Annotated in this window: 17 protein-coding genes; all 17 read right to left on the bottom strand. The window is 39.6% G+C overall.

From position 1 onward, the window contains the following. Positions 1–20 precede the first annotated feature (20 nt). Positions 21–905 carry a MinD/ParA family protein gene (locus tag PQ456_RS08850; RefSeq protein ID WP_273615784.1) on the bottom strand — a complete coding sequence of 295 codons (885 nt, stop codon included), beginning with the start codon at positions 903–905 and terminating at the stop codon, positions 21–23. Further along, positions 902–2,251 (bottom strand): flagellar biosynthesis GTPase FlhF, encoded by a 1,350-nt coding sequence (gene flhF / locus PQ456_RS08845; RefSeq protein WP_273615783.1) that lies wholly within the window; start codon positions 2,249–2,251, stop codon positions 902–904. The genes PQ456_RS08850 and flhF overlap by 4 nt, the downstream gene beginning before the upstream one ends. Beyond that, positions 2,248–4,281 (bottom strand): flagellar biosynthesis protein FlhA, encoded by a 2,034-nt coding sequence (gene flhA / locus PQ456_RS08840; protein ID WP_273615782.1) that lies wholly within the window; start codon positions 4,279–4,281, stop codon positions 2,248–2,250. The genes flhF and flhA overlap by 4 nt, the downstream gene beginning before the upstream one ends. 27 nt (positions 4,282–4,308) lie before the next feature. Next, positions 4,309–5,397: a flagellar biosynthesis protein FlhB gene (flhB, locus tag PQ456_RS08835; RefSeq protein WP_273615781.1), complete on the bottom strand. Its 1,089-nt coding sequence runs from the start codon at positions 5,395–5,397 to the stop codon at positions 4,309–4,311. Between the two features lie 25 nt (positions 5,398–5,422). Continuing rightward, the gene (fliR, locus tag PQ456_RS08830) at positions 5,423–6,214 is read right to left on the bottom strand and encodes a flagellar biosynthetic protein FliR (RefSeq protein ID WP_273615780.1); all 792 of its coding nucleotides are present in this window, start codon (positions 6,212–6,214) and stop codon (positions 5,423–5,425) included. Between the two features lie 11 nt (positions 6,215–6,225). After that, on the bottom strand, positions 6,226–6,495 hold the full coding sequence (gene fliQ / locus PQ456_RS08825; RefSeq protein ID WP_069327369.1) for a flagellar biosynthesis protein FliQ: 270 nt from the start codon (positions 6,493–6,495) through the stop codon (positions 6,226–6,228). Positions 6,496–6,532: 37 nt separating this feature from the next. After that, on the bottom strand, positions 6,533–7,300 hold the full coding sequence (fliP, locus tag PQ456_RS08820; protein ID WP_204824565.1) for a flagellar type III secretion system pore protein FliP: 768 nt from the start codon (positions 7,298–7,300) through the stop codon (positions 6,533–6,535). Then, the gene (locus PQ456_RS08815) at positions 7,297–7,827 is read right to left on the bottom strand and encodes a flagellar biosynthetic protein FliO (protein ID WP_273615779.1); all 531 of its coding nucleotides are present in this window, start codon (positions 7,825–7,827) and stop codon (positions 7,297–7,299) included. The genes fliP and PQ456_RS08815 overlap by 4 nt, the downstream gene beginning before the upstream one ends. Positions 7,828–7,839: 12 nt before the next feature. Next, on the bottom strand, positions 7,840–8,205 hold the full coding sequence (locus tag PQ456_RS08810) for a response regulator (protein WP_069327372.1): 366 nt from the start codon (positions 8,203–8,205) through the stop codon (positions 7,840–7,842). A 27-nt stretch (positions 8,206–8,232) separates the two neighbouring features. Continuing rightward, positions 8,233–9,522 carry a flagellar motor switch phosphatase FliY gene (fliY, locus tag PQ456_RS08805; RefSeq protein WP_273615778.1) on the bottom strand — a complete coding sequence of 430 codons (1,290 nt, stop codon included), beginning with the start codon at positions 9,520–9,522 and terminating at the stop codon, positions 8,233–8,235. Further along, positions 9,512–10,510 carry a flagellar motor switch protein FliM gene (gene fliM / locus PQ456_RS08800; protein WP_273615777.1) on the bottom strand — a complete coding sequence of 333 codons (999 nt, stop codon included), beginning with the start codon at positions 10,508–10,510 and terminating at the stop codon, positions 9,512–9,514. Before fliM ends, fliY begins: the two co-directional genes overlap by 11 nt. Before the next feature lie 53 nt (positions 10,511–10,563). Continuing rightward, a complete protein-coding gene (locus tag PQ456_RS08795; RefSeq protein WP_204824569.1) occupies positions 10,564–11,046 on the bottom strand; it encodes a flagellar basal body-associated FliL family protein in 483 nt (160 codons plus the stop codon). Next, complete coding sequence (locus PQ456_RS08790) at positions 11,043–11,267, bottom strand: flagellar FlbD family protein (protein ID WP_273615776.1); 225 nt, start codon at positions 11,265–11,267, stop codon at positions 11,043–11,045. Before PQ456_RS08790 ends, PQ456_RS08795 begins: the two co-directional genes overlap by 4 nt. A gap of 79 nt (positions 11,268–11,346) precedes the next feature. Then, the gene (gene flgG, locus PQ456_RS08785) at positions 11,347–12,162 is read right to left on the bottom strand and encodes a flagellar basal body rod protein FlgG (RefSeq protein WP_273615775.1); all 816 of its coding nucleotides are present in this window, start codon (positions 12,160–12,162) and stop codon (positions 11,347–11,349) included. A 93-nt stretch (positions 12,163–12,255) separates the two neighbouring features. Then, complete coding sequence (locus tag PQ456_RS08780; RefSeq protein ID WP_069327378.1) at positions 12,256–12,636, bottom strand: TIGR02530 family flagellar biosynthesis protein; 381 nt, start codon at positions 12,634–12,636, stop codon at positions 12,256–12,258. Next, entirely contained in the window at positions 12,633–13,364 is a 732-nt protein-coding gene (locus PQ456_RS08775) for a flagellar hook capping FlgD N-terminal domain-containing protein (protein ID WP_069327379.1), read from the bottom strand. Before PQ456_RS08775 ends, PQ456_RS08780 begins: the two co-directional genes overlap by 4 nt. 20 nt (positions 13,365–13,384) lie before the next feature. Continuing rightward, positions 13,385–14,842, bottom strand: coding sequence for a flagellar hook-length control protein FliK (locus tag PQ456_RS08770; RefSeq protein WP_273615774.1), 1,458 nt, complete (start codon positions 14,840–14,842; stop codon positions 13,385–13,387). Positions 14,843–14,880: the final 38 nt, after the last annotated feature.

The following is a 14,880-nucleotide window of genomic DNA, read 5'->3' as shown; positions in this document are numbered from 1 at the left end:
CACCTCTGTTCCCTACAGAATCATTTAGTCCGTTTGAGCCATTTTTGCATAAATCCTTTGATTCCTGTTAAGGTTCCTTCTGAACTTGCATTTGGTGCAACCATGTAGCGTTGAGCCAACTGTTGAATGTCTTTAGAAGCAAGACATCCTGGAGAGTAAATTGAAAAAGGAACTTGTTTTTTTACGGATTGACTAACATGAGAATCGTCACTTACAAATCCCAAAAGCGGAATTTCCAAGTTCAGAAAGCGGCTAGTAACCAATCTAATTTTGTCTGATGTTTGTACGGCTTCTTTTTCATTTTCAGCCCGGTTTACTACTAGTTTGAAAGACACATCTTCTTCCATACCATGCACCACTTTAATCAAAGCATAAGCATCTGTAATCGAAGTTGGTTCTGGAGTAGTCACTACTATACATTCGTCAGCTGACATAATAAATTGTAGTGTTTCTTTTGATAAACCTGCGCCAGTGTCAAACAAAATGTAATCCATGTCTGTGGCGACTTTCTGAATCTGATCTGTAAAATAGATCAAATCTTTATCAGATAAAGAGAACAATGAAGACAGTCCGGACCCACCTGCAATATAAGGTAATGATCCTGCTCCCTTTTCAATAATCTCGTTGATCTGTTTCTCTCCGCTAAGCAGATGAGATAAATTGAATTTAGATCGCACACCCATCAGTACATCGATATTCGCCATTCCAATATCGGCATCAAATACCAGTACTTTCCGCCCTAGTCGCTGAAGTGCAAGCGCAAAATTAAGCGTGAAATTCGATTTTCCTACTCCACCTTTACCGCTAGTGATTGTAATAAACTTCGCACTGCGTGGTTCTGTTTGAGGAGGTTGTACCGTTTTAGACGACATCAAATTTCTTAATGATTGGGCTTGATCCATCATGGCAATATCTCTCCAAGTAATAGATTAGCGAGAAAATCTGGACTTGGCATCAACAGATCATCAGGTACATTTTGTCCATTGGTCATATACGATAGTCGTAATGGATATTCCTGAAGAAGATTGAATAATGCACCATAGCTTCCTGTTTCATCTGCTTTGGTGAAGATCACTTTGTCCAATGGGTATTTGCTGAAATGTTCTGTGATCGTTCTCATATCTTCCGTTTTGGAAGTAAACGATAACACTAGATACGTCTCACTATTTTCCAAAGGAGCCAACAAACTTTGTAATTCAGAAACAAGTAATTCGTTGCGGTAGTTACGTCCTGCCGTATCCATTAGAATCAGATCACATTCAGCTAAACGTTGTAGTGAGCGCTGCAAATCTCCGGGAGATTGAACCACTTCTAAAGGAACCCCCAAAATAGAAGCATAGGTTCTAAGCTGCTCTACTGCCGAGATACGATATGTATCCGAAGTAATAAAACCTACTTTACGTTTATATTTGAATAACTGTTCAGCAGCCAACTTTGCAATTGTAGTCGTCTTACCTACTCCCGTAGGACCTGCGACGTATACAATTTTGGTAGAAGTGTTGATGCCTCCACCGATGCGTGATTGCGTAAACTGTTCGATCTGAAATTTCATTGCTGCTTTGGCATCTACGGTAGTAATTAATTCAGGCGCTGGAAATTGCCCCATCGCTTCGCTTAACCACGTATCTAGCAGTTCTTGTTGAATGCCTTGTTTCTTTAAACGATCTGCGATTTCGATTAATGATTCAGGTAATGCTGCCATTTCTTTTTCGCGGCTCAATTCAGCCATCATTTTTTTCATTTCACGCAATTCTTCAAACAACTTCTCTTGTTGAAGACCATCTGCTGACCCATTATATTCTGAGACGCGATGTACAGGTTCCTCAGGTACTAAAGGAATATGCTGTAAAGTTGGTTGCGGAATCTCCGGTACCGATGGATTAAATGATGGAGCTGGTGCTGAAGAAGCTACCGAGTTACCTTCTGCTGACTGGGTTGGTTCTCCAGCAAGTGCTTGGCGCATCGATTCAGCAAAAGCTTCGCTTGATTTGCGATAGGCATCCGGTACTACACGTTTAGGTACAGCAGAGGCAGCCGGAATAATCGTTTCTGGCTGCGCTTTGACTGGTTCAGAAGCTTGCTCTTTTTCTACTGCGGCAATGACTTCAATCTTTTTCTTCTGAAACATTCCTAGAAAACCACCGGTTTTTAGCTCTTTTGTACTTAAAATTACAGCATCGCTACCAAGATCAGTTCGAATTTTTAACATCGCATCGGGCATTGTATCAACGATATATCGTTTTACCCTCATAAGTTCACCACCCCGACACTTTGAATTTCAACGTTAGGTTCAAGTTCACTGTAAGAAAGAACCGGAATATCCTGCATCGTGCGTTCAATCACTTGACGCAGATACATGCGTATAGCTGGCGAAGTCAAAACGATCGGTTGTTGTCCCATTTGTAACAGTCGATTTACTTGTTCGTTCATCTTCTGATACATCGATTGAGTCGATACCGGATCAAGTGCCAGATAACTTCCTTGTTCAGATTGCTGTACACTTTCGGCAATCTTTTTCTCCAGATTAGGTCCTACTGTAATCACACGTAGTGTTTCACCCTGGCTTGTAAATTGCTGCGTAATTTGTCGGGATAGAGCTTGACGTACATATTCAGTTAATACATCTGGATCTTTGGTATATGTTCCATAATCGGCAAGTGTCTCGAATATTGTAACCATATCCCGAATAGAAATTTTTTCTCTTAGCAATTTAACGAATACTTTTTGCACATCCCCTACTGCTAACACAGAAGGAATCAAGTCATCTACAAGTACAGGATAGTTCTCACGTAAGTTGTCGATAAGCGCTCTTGTTTCTTGACGACCCAGTAATTCGTGACAATGTTTTTTGATTAATTCTGTTAAATGCGTAGCTACTACAGAAGGTGGATCAACAACGGTATACCCTGATAACTCAGCGCGTTCTTTTGTTAATTCATCTATCCATAATGCAGGCAATCCAAAAGCTGGTTCTAAAGTCTCTATACCCGTAATCGAATCATCATCAAACCCAGGACTCATAGCGAGATAGTGATTTAGTAGTAATTCACCACCACCTACAACATTTCCTTTAATTTTGATGACATATTCGTTCGGTTTTAATTGAATATTATCCCGAATACGGATAACAGGTACCACAAGACCTAGTTCTAGCGCACATTGACGACGAATCATAATAATACGGTCTAATAAATCTCCGCCCTGTTGCGTATCTGCAAGAGGAATCAAACCATATCCAAATTCAAATTCGATTGGATCAATCTGCAATAAATTGATAACACTTTCTGGACTACGTACTTCTTCAATCTGCTGTTCTTCTTGTTGCTGTTCTGCTTCGACCACTTTTTGATCCAGATTCGACTGCATCTTCCGAGCAGCAAATACTAACAGAATAGCTAGAGGGAATGTTGTAATAAAGTGAATCGGTGTAAAAATACCTAACAGTGTAATTACGCCTGCTACGATATATAACAATTTGGGATATGAGAATAGTTGTGAAGTGATATCATCTGCTAAGTTACCCTCAGAAGAAGCACGGGTTACAATCAGACCAGCAGCTGTGGAAATAAGCAATGCTGGAATCTGGCTCACGAGACCATCACCAATTGTTAAAACAGAATACGTTGAAAGTGCATCAGCGAATGCCATTCCGTGAACAGTCATCCCGATAATAAATCCACCAATTAGATTAATTAAGAGGATGATAATACTCGCAATAGCATCCCCTTTAACAAATTTACTCGCACCATCCATAGCTCCGTAGAAATCGGCTTCACGTTCGATTTTGCTACGACGTTCTCTCGCTTGATGTTCATTGATAAGACCTGCGTTCAAATCAGCATCAATACTCATCTGCTTACCAGGCATAGCATCGAGTGTAAAACGGGCTCCAACTTCTGCTACCCGTTCCGAACCTTTGGTAATAACGATAAATTGTACAACCACAAGAATAAGGAAAACTACAAATCCAATAGCGATTTGTCCACCAGCGATCCAGCTACCAAATGTAGCAACAACTGAACCCGCATCCCCTTGTCCCAAAATCAATTTTGTTGTAGATATATTCAAAGCCAGCCGGAATAATGTAGTGATTAGCAACATAGCTGGGAAAATAGAAAATTCTAATGCTTCTTTCGTATTCATTGCAATTAGAAGAATAATCATTGCCAGGGAAATATTTATAATTAGCAATATATCGAGTAGCCATGTCGGGATCGGAAGAATCATCATCATAACAATTCCTATGACACCCGCAAGCACAACCAAATCTTTAGTTTTCAATGCTATCCAGCCCTCCGATCCCCTGGTTTACTTTGTTTTGCCTTTCATCTTGTACACATAAGCAAGAACTTCTGCTACCGCTTGAAACAGATCTCCAGGAATAGAATCTCCAATTTCTGATCGAGCAAACAACGCTCTTGCAAGCGGTTTGTTCTCCATCACGACAACTCCATGTTGTTTAGCTAGTTCTCTTATTCGCAGGGCGACGTAATCTTGTCCTTTTGCGATCACTTGCGGTGCAGCCATCTGACCATTGTCATATTTTAAAGCTACTGCAAAGTGAGTCGGGTTAGTGATAATAACGTCAGCATTGGGAACGTCCTGCATCATTCGCTGCATCGCCATTCGGCGTTGTCTTTCGCGAATTTTCCCTTTTATCAACGGATCCCCTTCCACTTTTTTATATTCATCTTTAATATCTTGTTTGGACATCCGTATACCTTTATTGTGCTCATATCTTTGATACATATAATCAAAAATAGCAAGTATCAGTAAAGCCACCCCTACTTTGATTCCCAAGTTCATTGTTAATCCAGCTGTGTAATGAAGAATCGCTTCTACAGACATAAATGCTGTTTTGGATAATTCATGAGAAGCGCCGGATAACGTCTGATAGACTAAATATCCTATTACTGAAAGTTTTAATATTGATTTTAAAAACTCAACAACCGAGCGCATAGAAGCAATATTTTTAAACCCTTTAATAGGATCAAGCTTGCTGAATTTAGGCTGTATAGGTTCTCCAACTAACAAAAATCCAACCTGTGCATAGTTGGCAACCAGAGCAAGTACCACGACTACACCAAATACCGGTGATACTAATAACATAATTTGTATCGCATATTGACCTAGCATCTGCATAATATTAGCAACGGTAACATCTGTAGATAAACGATGTAGAAAAGAATCTGTGAATAGCCATTCAATTCGTTTCATAAAAAAACTGCTAAACATCATCAAAGAAAATAATCCACCTAGCAATACAGCAGAACCAGGTATATCCATACTTTTGGCAACTTGACCTTTTTTACGAGTTTCTTGCTTTTTCTGAGATGTTGCTTCTTCTGTTTTTTCTCCAGAAAATAATTGCAGATTGATCCGTAATCTGAATGCCAATTCACAACCTCCTTCCAAACGAAGTTTATTGTGGTCTGTTACCTACTACTTTTAAGAACGATTGCATTGCTTGAAATAATTGACCAAACAAATGTTCAAACAGATATCCAAAGCTTGGAGTTAACAGCATTAACATAAAGAGCCCAAGAATAATCTTTACAGGTACACCGATAACAAAAATGTTAAATTGCGGTGCACTACGTGCAAGAAATCCAAGTCCTACGTCTGTTAAAAACATTGCTACTACAATCGGAGCAGCCATTTGAAAAGCAATTAAAAACGAATTGCTAAATGTTCGTATCAAAAACTCACTCATCGAGCCGTCCATCATCTTACTCATAATTTCAGAATCAATTGGAATCCAGTCATAACTATAAAGTACCGACTGAATTAAATAATGATGACCATTCATGCTCAAAAATAAAAGCATTGCAATCATATATTTCAGATTACCGAATAGAGGTGAAGAAGCACCTGTTAATGGATCAAGTACGCTAGCGATACCAAAACCTGTTTGAATATCAATAAACGCACCAGCCATTTGTATAACAGTAAACATTAAATATGCTACATATCCAAGCATCAAGCCAATCATAACTTCTCTCATCACGAGCAGAATATAAATTTCAGGGCTTTCGGATACCGTTACCGTTGTGCTTTTGATCAGATAAATCAGAAGCGAGATAAAAAATGCAATGCCTACTTTAAACGTATTTGGAACCCCTTTTGATGAAAAGACGGGTGAAACTACAAAAAAAGCAATCATTCGACAAAAAACAAGCAAAAAAACAGGAAAACTTTGCTGTAACATCTCCATAAGCAATCAGCCTAACCGACATATTTGTATAAATTGTCGAGAATATTATACGTGTAATCTACTAAAACACTCAGTATCCATGGACCGAATAGCAGAAGTGCAAGCATAACAGCCACGATTTTAGGTACAAAGGCAAGCGTTTGCTCCTGAATTTGCGTAGTCGCCTGAAAAATACTTACTAATAGACCGACTACAAGTCCAAGTACAAGCATCGGTGCGCTGACTTTGAGTACTGTATACACTGCCTGTCCCGCCATACCGATGATAAACTCCGAACTCATGATTAACCTCCCTTAATTAGGAACATCTCTAACTTCGCTAATTGAAGCTGAGTAAGAGGGACTTAACGACCAAATACCATCCGTCTACGAGAACGAACAGTAAAATTTTAAACGGTAATGAGATCATAATCGGCGGTAGCATCATCATACCCATAGCCATCAGTACACTGGCTACTACAATATCAATAACTAGAAACGGTATGAAAATCATAAAGCCCATTTGAAAAGCTGTTTTCAATTCACTGATTGCGTAAGAAGGCACCATAACCGTAAGCGGAATATCTTGAATATTGCTAGGTTTTTCTGCACCAGTGTAATTGAGGAAAAGAAGTAAATCTTTCTCACGTGTATGTTTGAACATAAATTCTTTAATCGGTATTTCAGCAGCTTTCAAAGCTTCTGTCTGTGTGATGCTACCTTTTAAATAAGGTTGAAGTGCTGTTTGATTCATTGTTGATAATACCGGCGACATTATAAAAATAGTTAAAAATAAAGCCAGCCCCACCAATACCTGGTTAGGAGGCATCTGGTTAGTCCCGAGCGACGTCCGGACAAAGCTGAGCACGATAACAATACGTGTAAAACTGGTCATTAAGACCAAAAATGCTGGCGCAACACTGATAATGGTAAGCAGCAACAGGATAGATAACGAGCTAGTTGCTGGTGCTGCATCTCCTGAGCCACTATCATTGCCGATCTGAATATCAATATTAGGTATCGGATCGGCAGTGGCAAATGCTGAACTTACAGATGTCAGACTAACGATAAAAAGCAGTACGAGCGTTATAATCAGCTTTTTTTTCATGAATCCCTCGACCGATCTGTAGAGTTTTCCTCCTTCATCAGCTCTTCCATCTTCTGTTTGCGATTTGGAATTTGACGTAGCTTGCTTTCAAATACTTCTTGAAAAGCTTCTGTTTCGCCTAACTCCTCTTCTTGTACATCCGATTTTGGACGAAATCTTTCACTGATTTTGGAGATCAGTGGAGAAAGAATATTTTTCTGCTCCACCGCTTCTGTCTGAAATGAATTGATAATCAGCATAGCTTCTTCTGGATCAGAGATTTTATCTACTAACGTAATATCATCTCCAACGCCAACTAAATATATACTGCTACCAATTTCAATAACTTGTAATGATTTATTTGGTCCCATTGCTACCCCGCCGATTGTGCGTATTGCACGACGTGATAACCAGGTTTGACTTTTGCGACCAAGAAATTTAAGCAATAAAATAATGAGCGCTATAATTACAGCCAAGACGATTATAACCCAGACTATGCTTAGGAAATAATCGCCTGTTCCTCCCATTGTGGCTGTTTCACCTGACATGGGAATAATCTCCTACACGCCAAGCGTTTTGCTAATAGCTTCGATAACGCGGTCAGCCTGGAAGGGTTTAACAATAAAATCTTTAGCTCCTGCTTGAATAGCATCAATAACCATTGCTTGTTGCCCCATCGCAGAACACATAATTACTTTTGCAGCTGCATCTAGCTTTTTAATTTCTTTAAGAGCAGCGATACCATCCATTTCAGGCATTGTGATATCCATAGTAATTAAATCAGGACGCAATTCTTTAAATTTCTCGATAGCTTGTGAGCCATCTTGTGCTTCCCCCACTACTTCATATCCGTTTTTACTCAAAATGTCTCGAATCATCATTCTCATAAAAGCTGCATCGTCCACGATAAGAATTCGGTTTGCCATTGATTTAAAATCCTCCCTAAATGATCATTATTGTATTTTTTGAATGCGGTCCCATTGGCTGATGATATCCGTAACACGAACACCAAAGTTTTCATCAATAACAACAACTTCGCCTTTGGCGATCAGTTTGTTATTTACAAGGATGTCTACTGGTTCACCTGCCAATTTGTCTAGTTCAATAATTGCGCCCTGAGACAATTCGAGGATATCTTTAATCTGCTTTTGGGTTCTACCTAATTCTACGGTTACTTTGAGCGGTATGTCCATCAATAAGTTCAAATTATTTTCATCCATGTTTGTTACTGATGGTGATTGGAAGTTTGCAAATTGAACTGGTTGAACATTAACCTCTCGTCCAGCCATACCACCGTAATGCTGTGGAGCCTGTGGTGGATAAGGCTGTGGCGGCATCGCGTACCCTGGTGGATACTGCGGATACGGCGGGTATGGTGGATATGGTTGTTCAGGCGCTCCGTATGGAGGCTGTTGGCCATAATCCGGTTGCATACCAGGTTGTGGCATAGCAGGCGGTGCAACGGGTTGCTGTGGAGCCTGTTGAGGTGGTACGGCAGCCGTAGGTGCTGGTGGTGCGACTGGAACTTCTGGTTCGGCTACAGTTTCTTCAACACCTCCATTAATTAATATATCTACCATATATTTAGCAAATTTGACTGTCAACAATTGCATGATTGTAGAATCAATCAAATCACCAATCAAAAGTCGGAATGAGATTTTGATTAATGTCTCATCATTAGGAAGCATGGTTACACCTTGATCATTGCTTACATCAAGGATATCAATTCCCGGTGGTGAAATATTAACAAAGCGGTTAAAAATAGTAGACATTGAAGTTGCGGAAGAACCCATCATCTGATTCATCGCTTCTTGAACAGCACTAATATGAATCTCATTTAATTCTTCGTCTTTCGGATCTCCTTCGCCGCCTAACATCAGATCAGCGATTACCTGTGCATCTCTTGTTTGAATTACTAATGAATTGATACCTTGAAATCCATCTACATATTCAACATGAACAGCAACATGTGGTTTTGGAAATTCATTTTCAAACTCAGGACGTGTGATAATTCCTACTTGAGGAGTTGTAATATCTACTTTTTGTCCAAGTAGTGTAGATAAAGCTGTCGCTGCACTACCAAAAGTAATATTACCAATCTCACCAAGAGCATCCTGCTCCATAGGAGTCAAAAAGTCGTCTACCGTTTTGACAGACGATGACGAAGAAGTATCATCATCGCTTGCAGACTGTTTTAGCAAAGCGTCGATTTCTTCTTGTGACAAATAATCCTTACTCGTCAAAATCTTCCACTCCTTCACTCACAATTTCATCAATCTGTATAGCTACCCGGTCTTTTACAGTTCCCGGACTACCAATAAATTTAACTTTGTTACCAATTTTGATCGATAAAGCATCATGTACCGGTTTGTTTAAAGAAATCACATCGCCTATCGATAACCCGATAAACTCCTGAATAGATAAGTTAGATTCTCCTAATTCAGCAATAACAGGCAATGTAGCACGATTCACACGATGTTGTAGAGCTTCTACCTCTTCAGGAGCAGGCTCTTTTTTCTGAGAAACGAACCAGTGATGCGCAGATAGTTTGGTCATAATTGGTTCAATGACTACGTGAGGAATACATAAGTTGATCATTCCTGTAGTATCACCGATTTTGGTGCTTAGTGAGATCAAGGCTATCGTTTCATTGGGTGAGACAATCTGCATAAATTGAGGATTGGTCTCTAGTGCTTCCATTCTTGGTGAAAGATCAATAACGGTTTTCCACGCTTCTTGCAAACTATCAAATGTACGGCTGAACACTCTTTCGATAATAGTCGTCTCAATTTCTGTCAACGCATTTATTTTTGAAGGAGCGTTTCCTACACCACCAAGTAAGCGATCTAACATCGCATAAGCAATATTAGGATGAACTTCCATAACCATTCTACCTTCAAGTGGTTCAGCTTCAAAAATATTAAGTATCGTCATTTTAGGAATAGAACGAATAAATTCATCGTAAGGAAGCTGTTCTACCTGTACAACGCTAATTTGAACAAAAGTACGAAGTTGAGCAGAAAAATAGGTGGTCAGATATCTGGCAAAGTTTTCGTGAATCCTTGTCAAACTTCGAATATGATCTTTCGAAAAACGGACAGCCCGTTTAAAATCATATGCTCTAACCTTTTTCTGTGTATCTTCTTTTTTTAGTTCTTCTGCATCCATCTCACCGGAAGAAAGTGCTGCTAGAAGAGCATCTATCTCATTTTGGGATAATACATCTACCATAATCTCACCCCCCTTGCTAGTTTATTTATAATGAGAACTATCTTATTCCAAGATTAAATCGCACTCACAATAAAATTAGTAATCTCAATATCTACGACTTTACCTCCGTCTTCTGGAAGAGAACTGTTGATCAATTTAAGCAACTTATCATTAAGAGCATCTTTTCCTTTTGCTCCGTTCAAAGCATCTGGGTTCGTATCAGCAAGTGTTTTGATAATTAATGGCTTCACTTTCAAGTCTTTAATTAATTCAAAAGCTTCTTTTGTTTTGGCATCTTGAAGTTGGAATGAGAAACTCATATTGACTACATATGAAGGATCACCCAAGTTCGTTTTAATATCGTCTATTGTCGAAGAAACATCAGCAATTTCAGAAGCAGTCATTTTAGATAATGCTTCTTTTTCAGCTGCGGCAGCAGCCGCTGCACTTACTGGCTCTTTTTCTCCAAACATATTCCCCATCAAGAAATATGCGACCACACCGATTAATCCTACTGCTAATACCCCGCTAACGATCCAAGGTAGTAACTTCTTCATGATAATTCCTCCATATGCTGCACTTTAATAGTTCCTGTCAGTGTACCTATACTTTTATTATATTTGTGGATGAGCTTGTTTAATTGATCTGCTTTTTCTAAAACGATAATTCGCTTACCTGTAGTTAATGTGACATACGTATCCGGTGTCTCTTCGATCATCTCGATCAATAGAGAGTTAAGCCACATCGGTGAGCCATTCAATCTTGTTACAGGGATCATTTTGCCCCTCCTCAAAAAATGTCCTTATACAGCAAAAGGATGAGAAGGATAGCACTATCCTTCTCGAACCTTTAATTAATTATCGTTTCAAGTTAACGATTTCTTCAAGAATAGAGTCAGACGTTGTAATAATACGAGAGTTCGCTTGGAAACCACGTTGAGCTACGATCATTTCTGTAAATTCACTTGTCAAATCAACGTTAGACATTTCAAGCTGACCTGCTACGATTGAACCTGTACCTGTTTCAGCATTATTAGCTGTAGTCAATTCGATTGCACCATCAGTGATCGCATTTGGTGTTACACGATACAAGCTACCTCCAATTTTTTCCAAACCTTCAGGGTTAGTCACTTTAGCAACTCCCAAAGTCTGCCCAGTAGCTGTTGTACCATCAGCCAATGTATACAATAATTGACCATTTTGCTGAATAGTGAATGAAGTTGCTTCTTCTCCAACGACTACAGGAGCGCCATCACTATCTACTACATAAGCACCATCAGAAGTTACAAGGTTACGGTTAGCATCGACGTGAAAGTCCCCTGCGCGCGTTAAATAAGGAGTTTCTTGATCTTCAGATAATTTAACAGCGAAGAATCCATCACCATCTAGACGTAAGTCTGTAGGGTTGTTTGTTGTCTGTGCACTACCTGCTAAATGAAGAGTATCGATAGAAGATACAGATGAACCCAACCCGATTTGTTGAGCATTTACACCACCCGCTGTATCTGTAGGAGCCGAAGTTCCTTTGACTGTTTGGCTCAAAATATCCTGGAACATAACGCGAGATTGTTTGAAACCTACTGTATTTACATTGGCAATATTGTTACCAATAACATCTAATTTTGTTTGAAAGCCTTTCATACCTGAAATTCCTGAATATAAAGATCTTAACATTGTGTTTCCTCCTATGGATGTTCAATTAGTGGGTTGAGACTGCTTCAGTCGGTCGGCAGTCTCCTGACTTTCCAGTGATGGTCCAGTCAGCAATCAAATAATTACGGCACTGTCAATTTGAGTAAAAACGTTGTCTTTCATTGATTTGCCATCCATGGCGGTAACAACGGTCCGATTGGGTACATTCACTATTAAAGCAACGCTATTCTGCATGAGTATCAGTGACTCTTTAGCACCTTTGGCAGCGGCTTTATCTATTGCTTGATTTACACTTTTTAACTGATCTGCACTAAGTTCTATTCCTCGCTGCTCTAATCGTTTAGAAGCATGATTGCTGAACTTTAGTAATTTGTTATCTAAAATATTTTGAAAGTCAGATGTTGAATTTTCGTTGTTTACATTTTTAGTACGTCCCAGTAGACCTGAATTGAGATTAGTCGGATATAACTGACCTACTTGGATAGGACCACTCATGATGAACCTTCTTCACTAGCCGGTGTTGTTGTATCCGTTACAGGTTCTGGTGTTGTCGGTGTTGCTTCTGTAGGCGTACTTGCTTGTTCTCCTGAAGATGGAGTAGCTGTTTCTTCGGTAGTTGTAGTAGGCGTTGTTGCTGCTGGTTCAGTTGTTGTAGCTGGTGTTGTTGTTTCTACAGGTGCTGTTGGTGTCTCAGTTACGCCTGATGGTGTTGTTGTCGCTGGTGTAGGCGTTGTTGTATCTGTTTTGGTTGGTGTAGTCGTTGCATTTGCTGCTTCTACCATAGCAATGATACTAAGCGGAACCGCATTTTCTCCTACCTGCGCATATTGCACGCCAGCTTTGAGAACGATTGATCCTACAACTCCGGATTGATACGTTGTTGTTTTTTCACCTGTTGCACTATCGGTTTTTTCTTCAGGCCACGTGATTTTTTTACCGATCAATTGTGAAGAAGCTCCGAGTGAATTATCTACAGATGAACCTACAGAATCAATTTTTTTACCGATATTAATCAATTGTTCTAGTGAGGAGAACTGAGCCATCTGTCCGATAAATTCTGTGTTTTCCATAGGAGACATTGGATCTTGGTTTTTCAATTGAGCGACTAAGATAGTTAGAAATTGATCTTTACCTAGTTCACTTTTACTTGTCGATGCTGCTTTTTGTACATTGCCTGTTGAATAATTAGGCCACATGTTGGATGTTGATATTGCATCTGCCAATTATATTCACCTCCGTTCGTTTATGCTTTCGCTACATACGTACTACCGTAATTCATAGTGCTTGATGCTGTAGCTGCTTTTGTTTCTTCGCGCCATTCTTTCAATTCACCATTTAACTCAACAGCAAGGATTGCATCGTCATTTTGTTCTTCTCTTCCGTTAGAACGTCTTCCGGATTGTTGTTGACCTGCACTAGAACCAAATCCTTGTCCGCCGTTATACATCTGTGATTGTAATGAAGAACTTTGTGTAACTTCTAGCTTTTCAACTTGAAGCCCTTGAGATTGAAGTGCTGAACGTAATTGAGACATTTGCTGATCTAACATATCTTTAGCCATATGCTTTTCAGTAATAAACTGAGCCAACACTTGACCATTTTGTATCGTAATTTTGACATCTACTTGACCCAAGTTTTCCGGGTTTAAAGAGATAGTCGCTTCAGACATTCCTTTAACTTGTTGAACGTCTAATTTGTTAACGATAAATTTACTCATTTCATCTGGAAAGTTCTGAATGTTCACTGTAGTAGTTGGCACTACAACTTTAGCGGTTGGAGCAGCTTCAGCACGCATTGCAAATTGTCCTACAGTCATCACTACTGGTTCAGGTTGCTCGTCTGATTGATCAGATGTTGCAGCTTGATCTCCACTTGCATCTTTCGCAGCATTTTGAACAATGCTTTGTACTGCACCTTGTTCAGCAGCTTTTTTCGTTTCATCCACTACTGTGATCTGTGCCGCTGTATTAGCTTTGGCTTCATCTTTAGGTGCTGTGATAATAGCTCCTTGATTATTTACAGAAGTTGTTACTGCATCAGGTGTTTGAGTACTCGCTTTTTGCAACATTGTTTGTAATCCTGTTAGCAATTGTTCAAGTTCAGGATTAGCAGCTTGTGTACCATTTTTAACAGCTTGTAAAGTATCTACAATTTGTGTCACAGCATCTGCAACTGCAAAGCGAAGTGTTTCCGGGTTTTTCGCTAGATTGTTCATCGCTTCCTGACCTGTATTCAAAACGTTAGCATCTGTTACATTTTGTGCTTCTGTTCCTTCTGTAGAAGAAGTCTGTTCTGAAGAACCAGATAAAACTTGTTGAACTTGTGTTAACCAACCTTGTAATGATTGAACAAGAGCAGGATCCGTTGTAATCGCTTGGTCCATATCTTGCAGTTTGTCTAACAAGTCATCTAGAAGTTTACCTACTTTTTCAACTTGTTCTCCATCTGTACCCTCACCTGTAACATCAGTAGATTGCTGACCACCAGAAATCATCGCCTGTAGTGTTTCTAATAAAGAAGCAGCTGTACCCATAATTCCAGAAGCTGTTTGAGCTAATGGATTAGCTGGTGTACCGTTTGTCCCCATTACTTGCACAAGAGCTTGATTAAATCCTGGAGCCGAAGCTGCATTCGTACCTGATGCTTTGGTTGCCGTCGTTGCGCCTGCATTGCCTAATAAGTTTTGAAGTATCATACTCATTTATTATCACCTCCTTTAAGGAAAAGGTTAATAAGACA

Origin of the sequence: Paenibacillus kyungheensis, from assembly GCF_028606985.1 — a bacterium.
GTDB lineage: Bacteria > Bacillota > Bacilli > Paenibacillales > Paenibacillaceae > Saccharibacillus > Saccharibacillus kyungheensis.
This window is presented reverse-complemented; position numbering and strand designations above follow the sequence as displayed.

Bases quoted from the DNA above. Each gene is read 5' to 3' on its own strand.
- PQ456_RS08790 (WP_273615776.1), bottom strand. From the start codon at position 11,267: ATGATCCCTGTAACAAGATTGAATGGCTCACCGATGTGGCTTAACTCT.
- PQ456_RS08795 (WP_204824569.1), bottom strand. From the start codon at position 11,046: ATGAAGAAGTTACTACCTTGGATCGTTAGCGGGGTATTAGCAGTAGGA.
- PQ456_RS08815 (WP_273615779.1), bottom strand. From the start codon at position 7,827: ATGTCAGGTGAAACAGCCACAATGGGAGGAACAGGCGATTATTTCCTA.
- flhF (WP_273615783.1), bottom strand. From the start codon at position 2,251: ATGAGGGTAAAACGATATATCGTTGATACAATGCCCGATGCGATGTTA.
- PQ456_RS08810 (WP_069327372.1), bottom strand. From the start codon at position 8,205: ATGGCAAACCGAATTCTTATCGTGGACGATGCAGCTTTTATGAGAATG.
- fliR (WP_273615780.1), bottom strand. From the start codon at position 6,214: ATGGAGATGTTACAGCAAAGTTTTCCTGTTTTTTTGCTTGTTTTTTGT.
- fliP (WP_204824565.1), bottom strand. From the start codon at position 7,300: ATGAAAAAAAAGCTGATTATAACGCTCGTACTGCTTTTTATCGTTAGT.
- PQ456_RS08780 (WP_069327378.1), bottom strand. From the start codon at position 12,636: ATGAGTGGTCCTATCCAAGTAGGTCAGTTATATCCGACTAATCTCAAT.
- flgG (WP_273615775.1), bottom strand. From the start codon at position 12,162: ATGTTAAGATCTTTATATTCAGGAATTTCAGGTATGAAAGGCTTTCAA.
- PQ456_RS08850 (WP_273615784.1), bottom strand. From the start codon at position 905: ATGATGGATCAAGCCCAATCATTAAGAAATTTGATGTCGTCTAAAACG.
- fliM (WP_273615777.1), bottom strand. From the start codon at position 10,510: ATGGTAGATGTATTATCCCAAAATGAGATAGATGCTCTTCTAGCAGCA.
- PQ456_RS08770 (WP_273615774.1), bottom strand. From the start codon at position 14,842: ATGAGTATGATACTTCAAAACTTATTAGGCAATGCAGGCGCAACGACG.
- fliQ (WP_069327369.1), bottom strand. From the start codon at position 6,495: ATGAGTTCGGAGTTTATCATCGGTATGGCGGGACAGGCAGTGTATACA.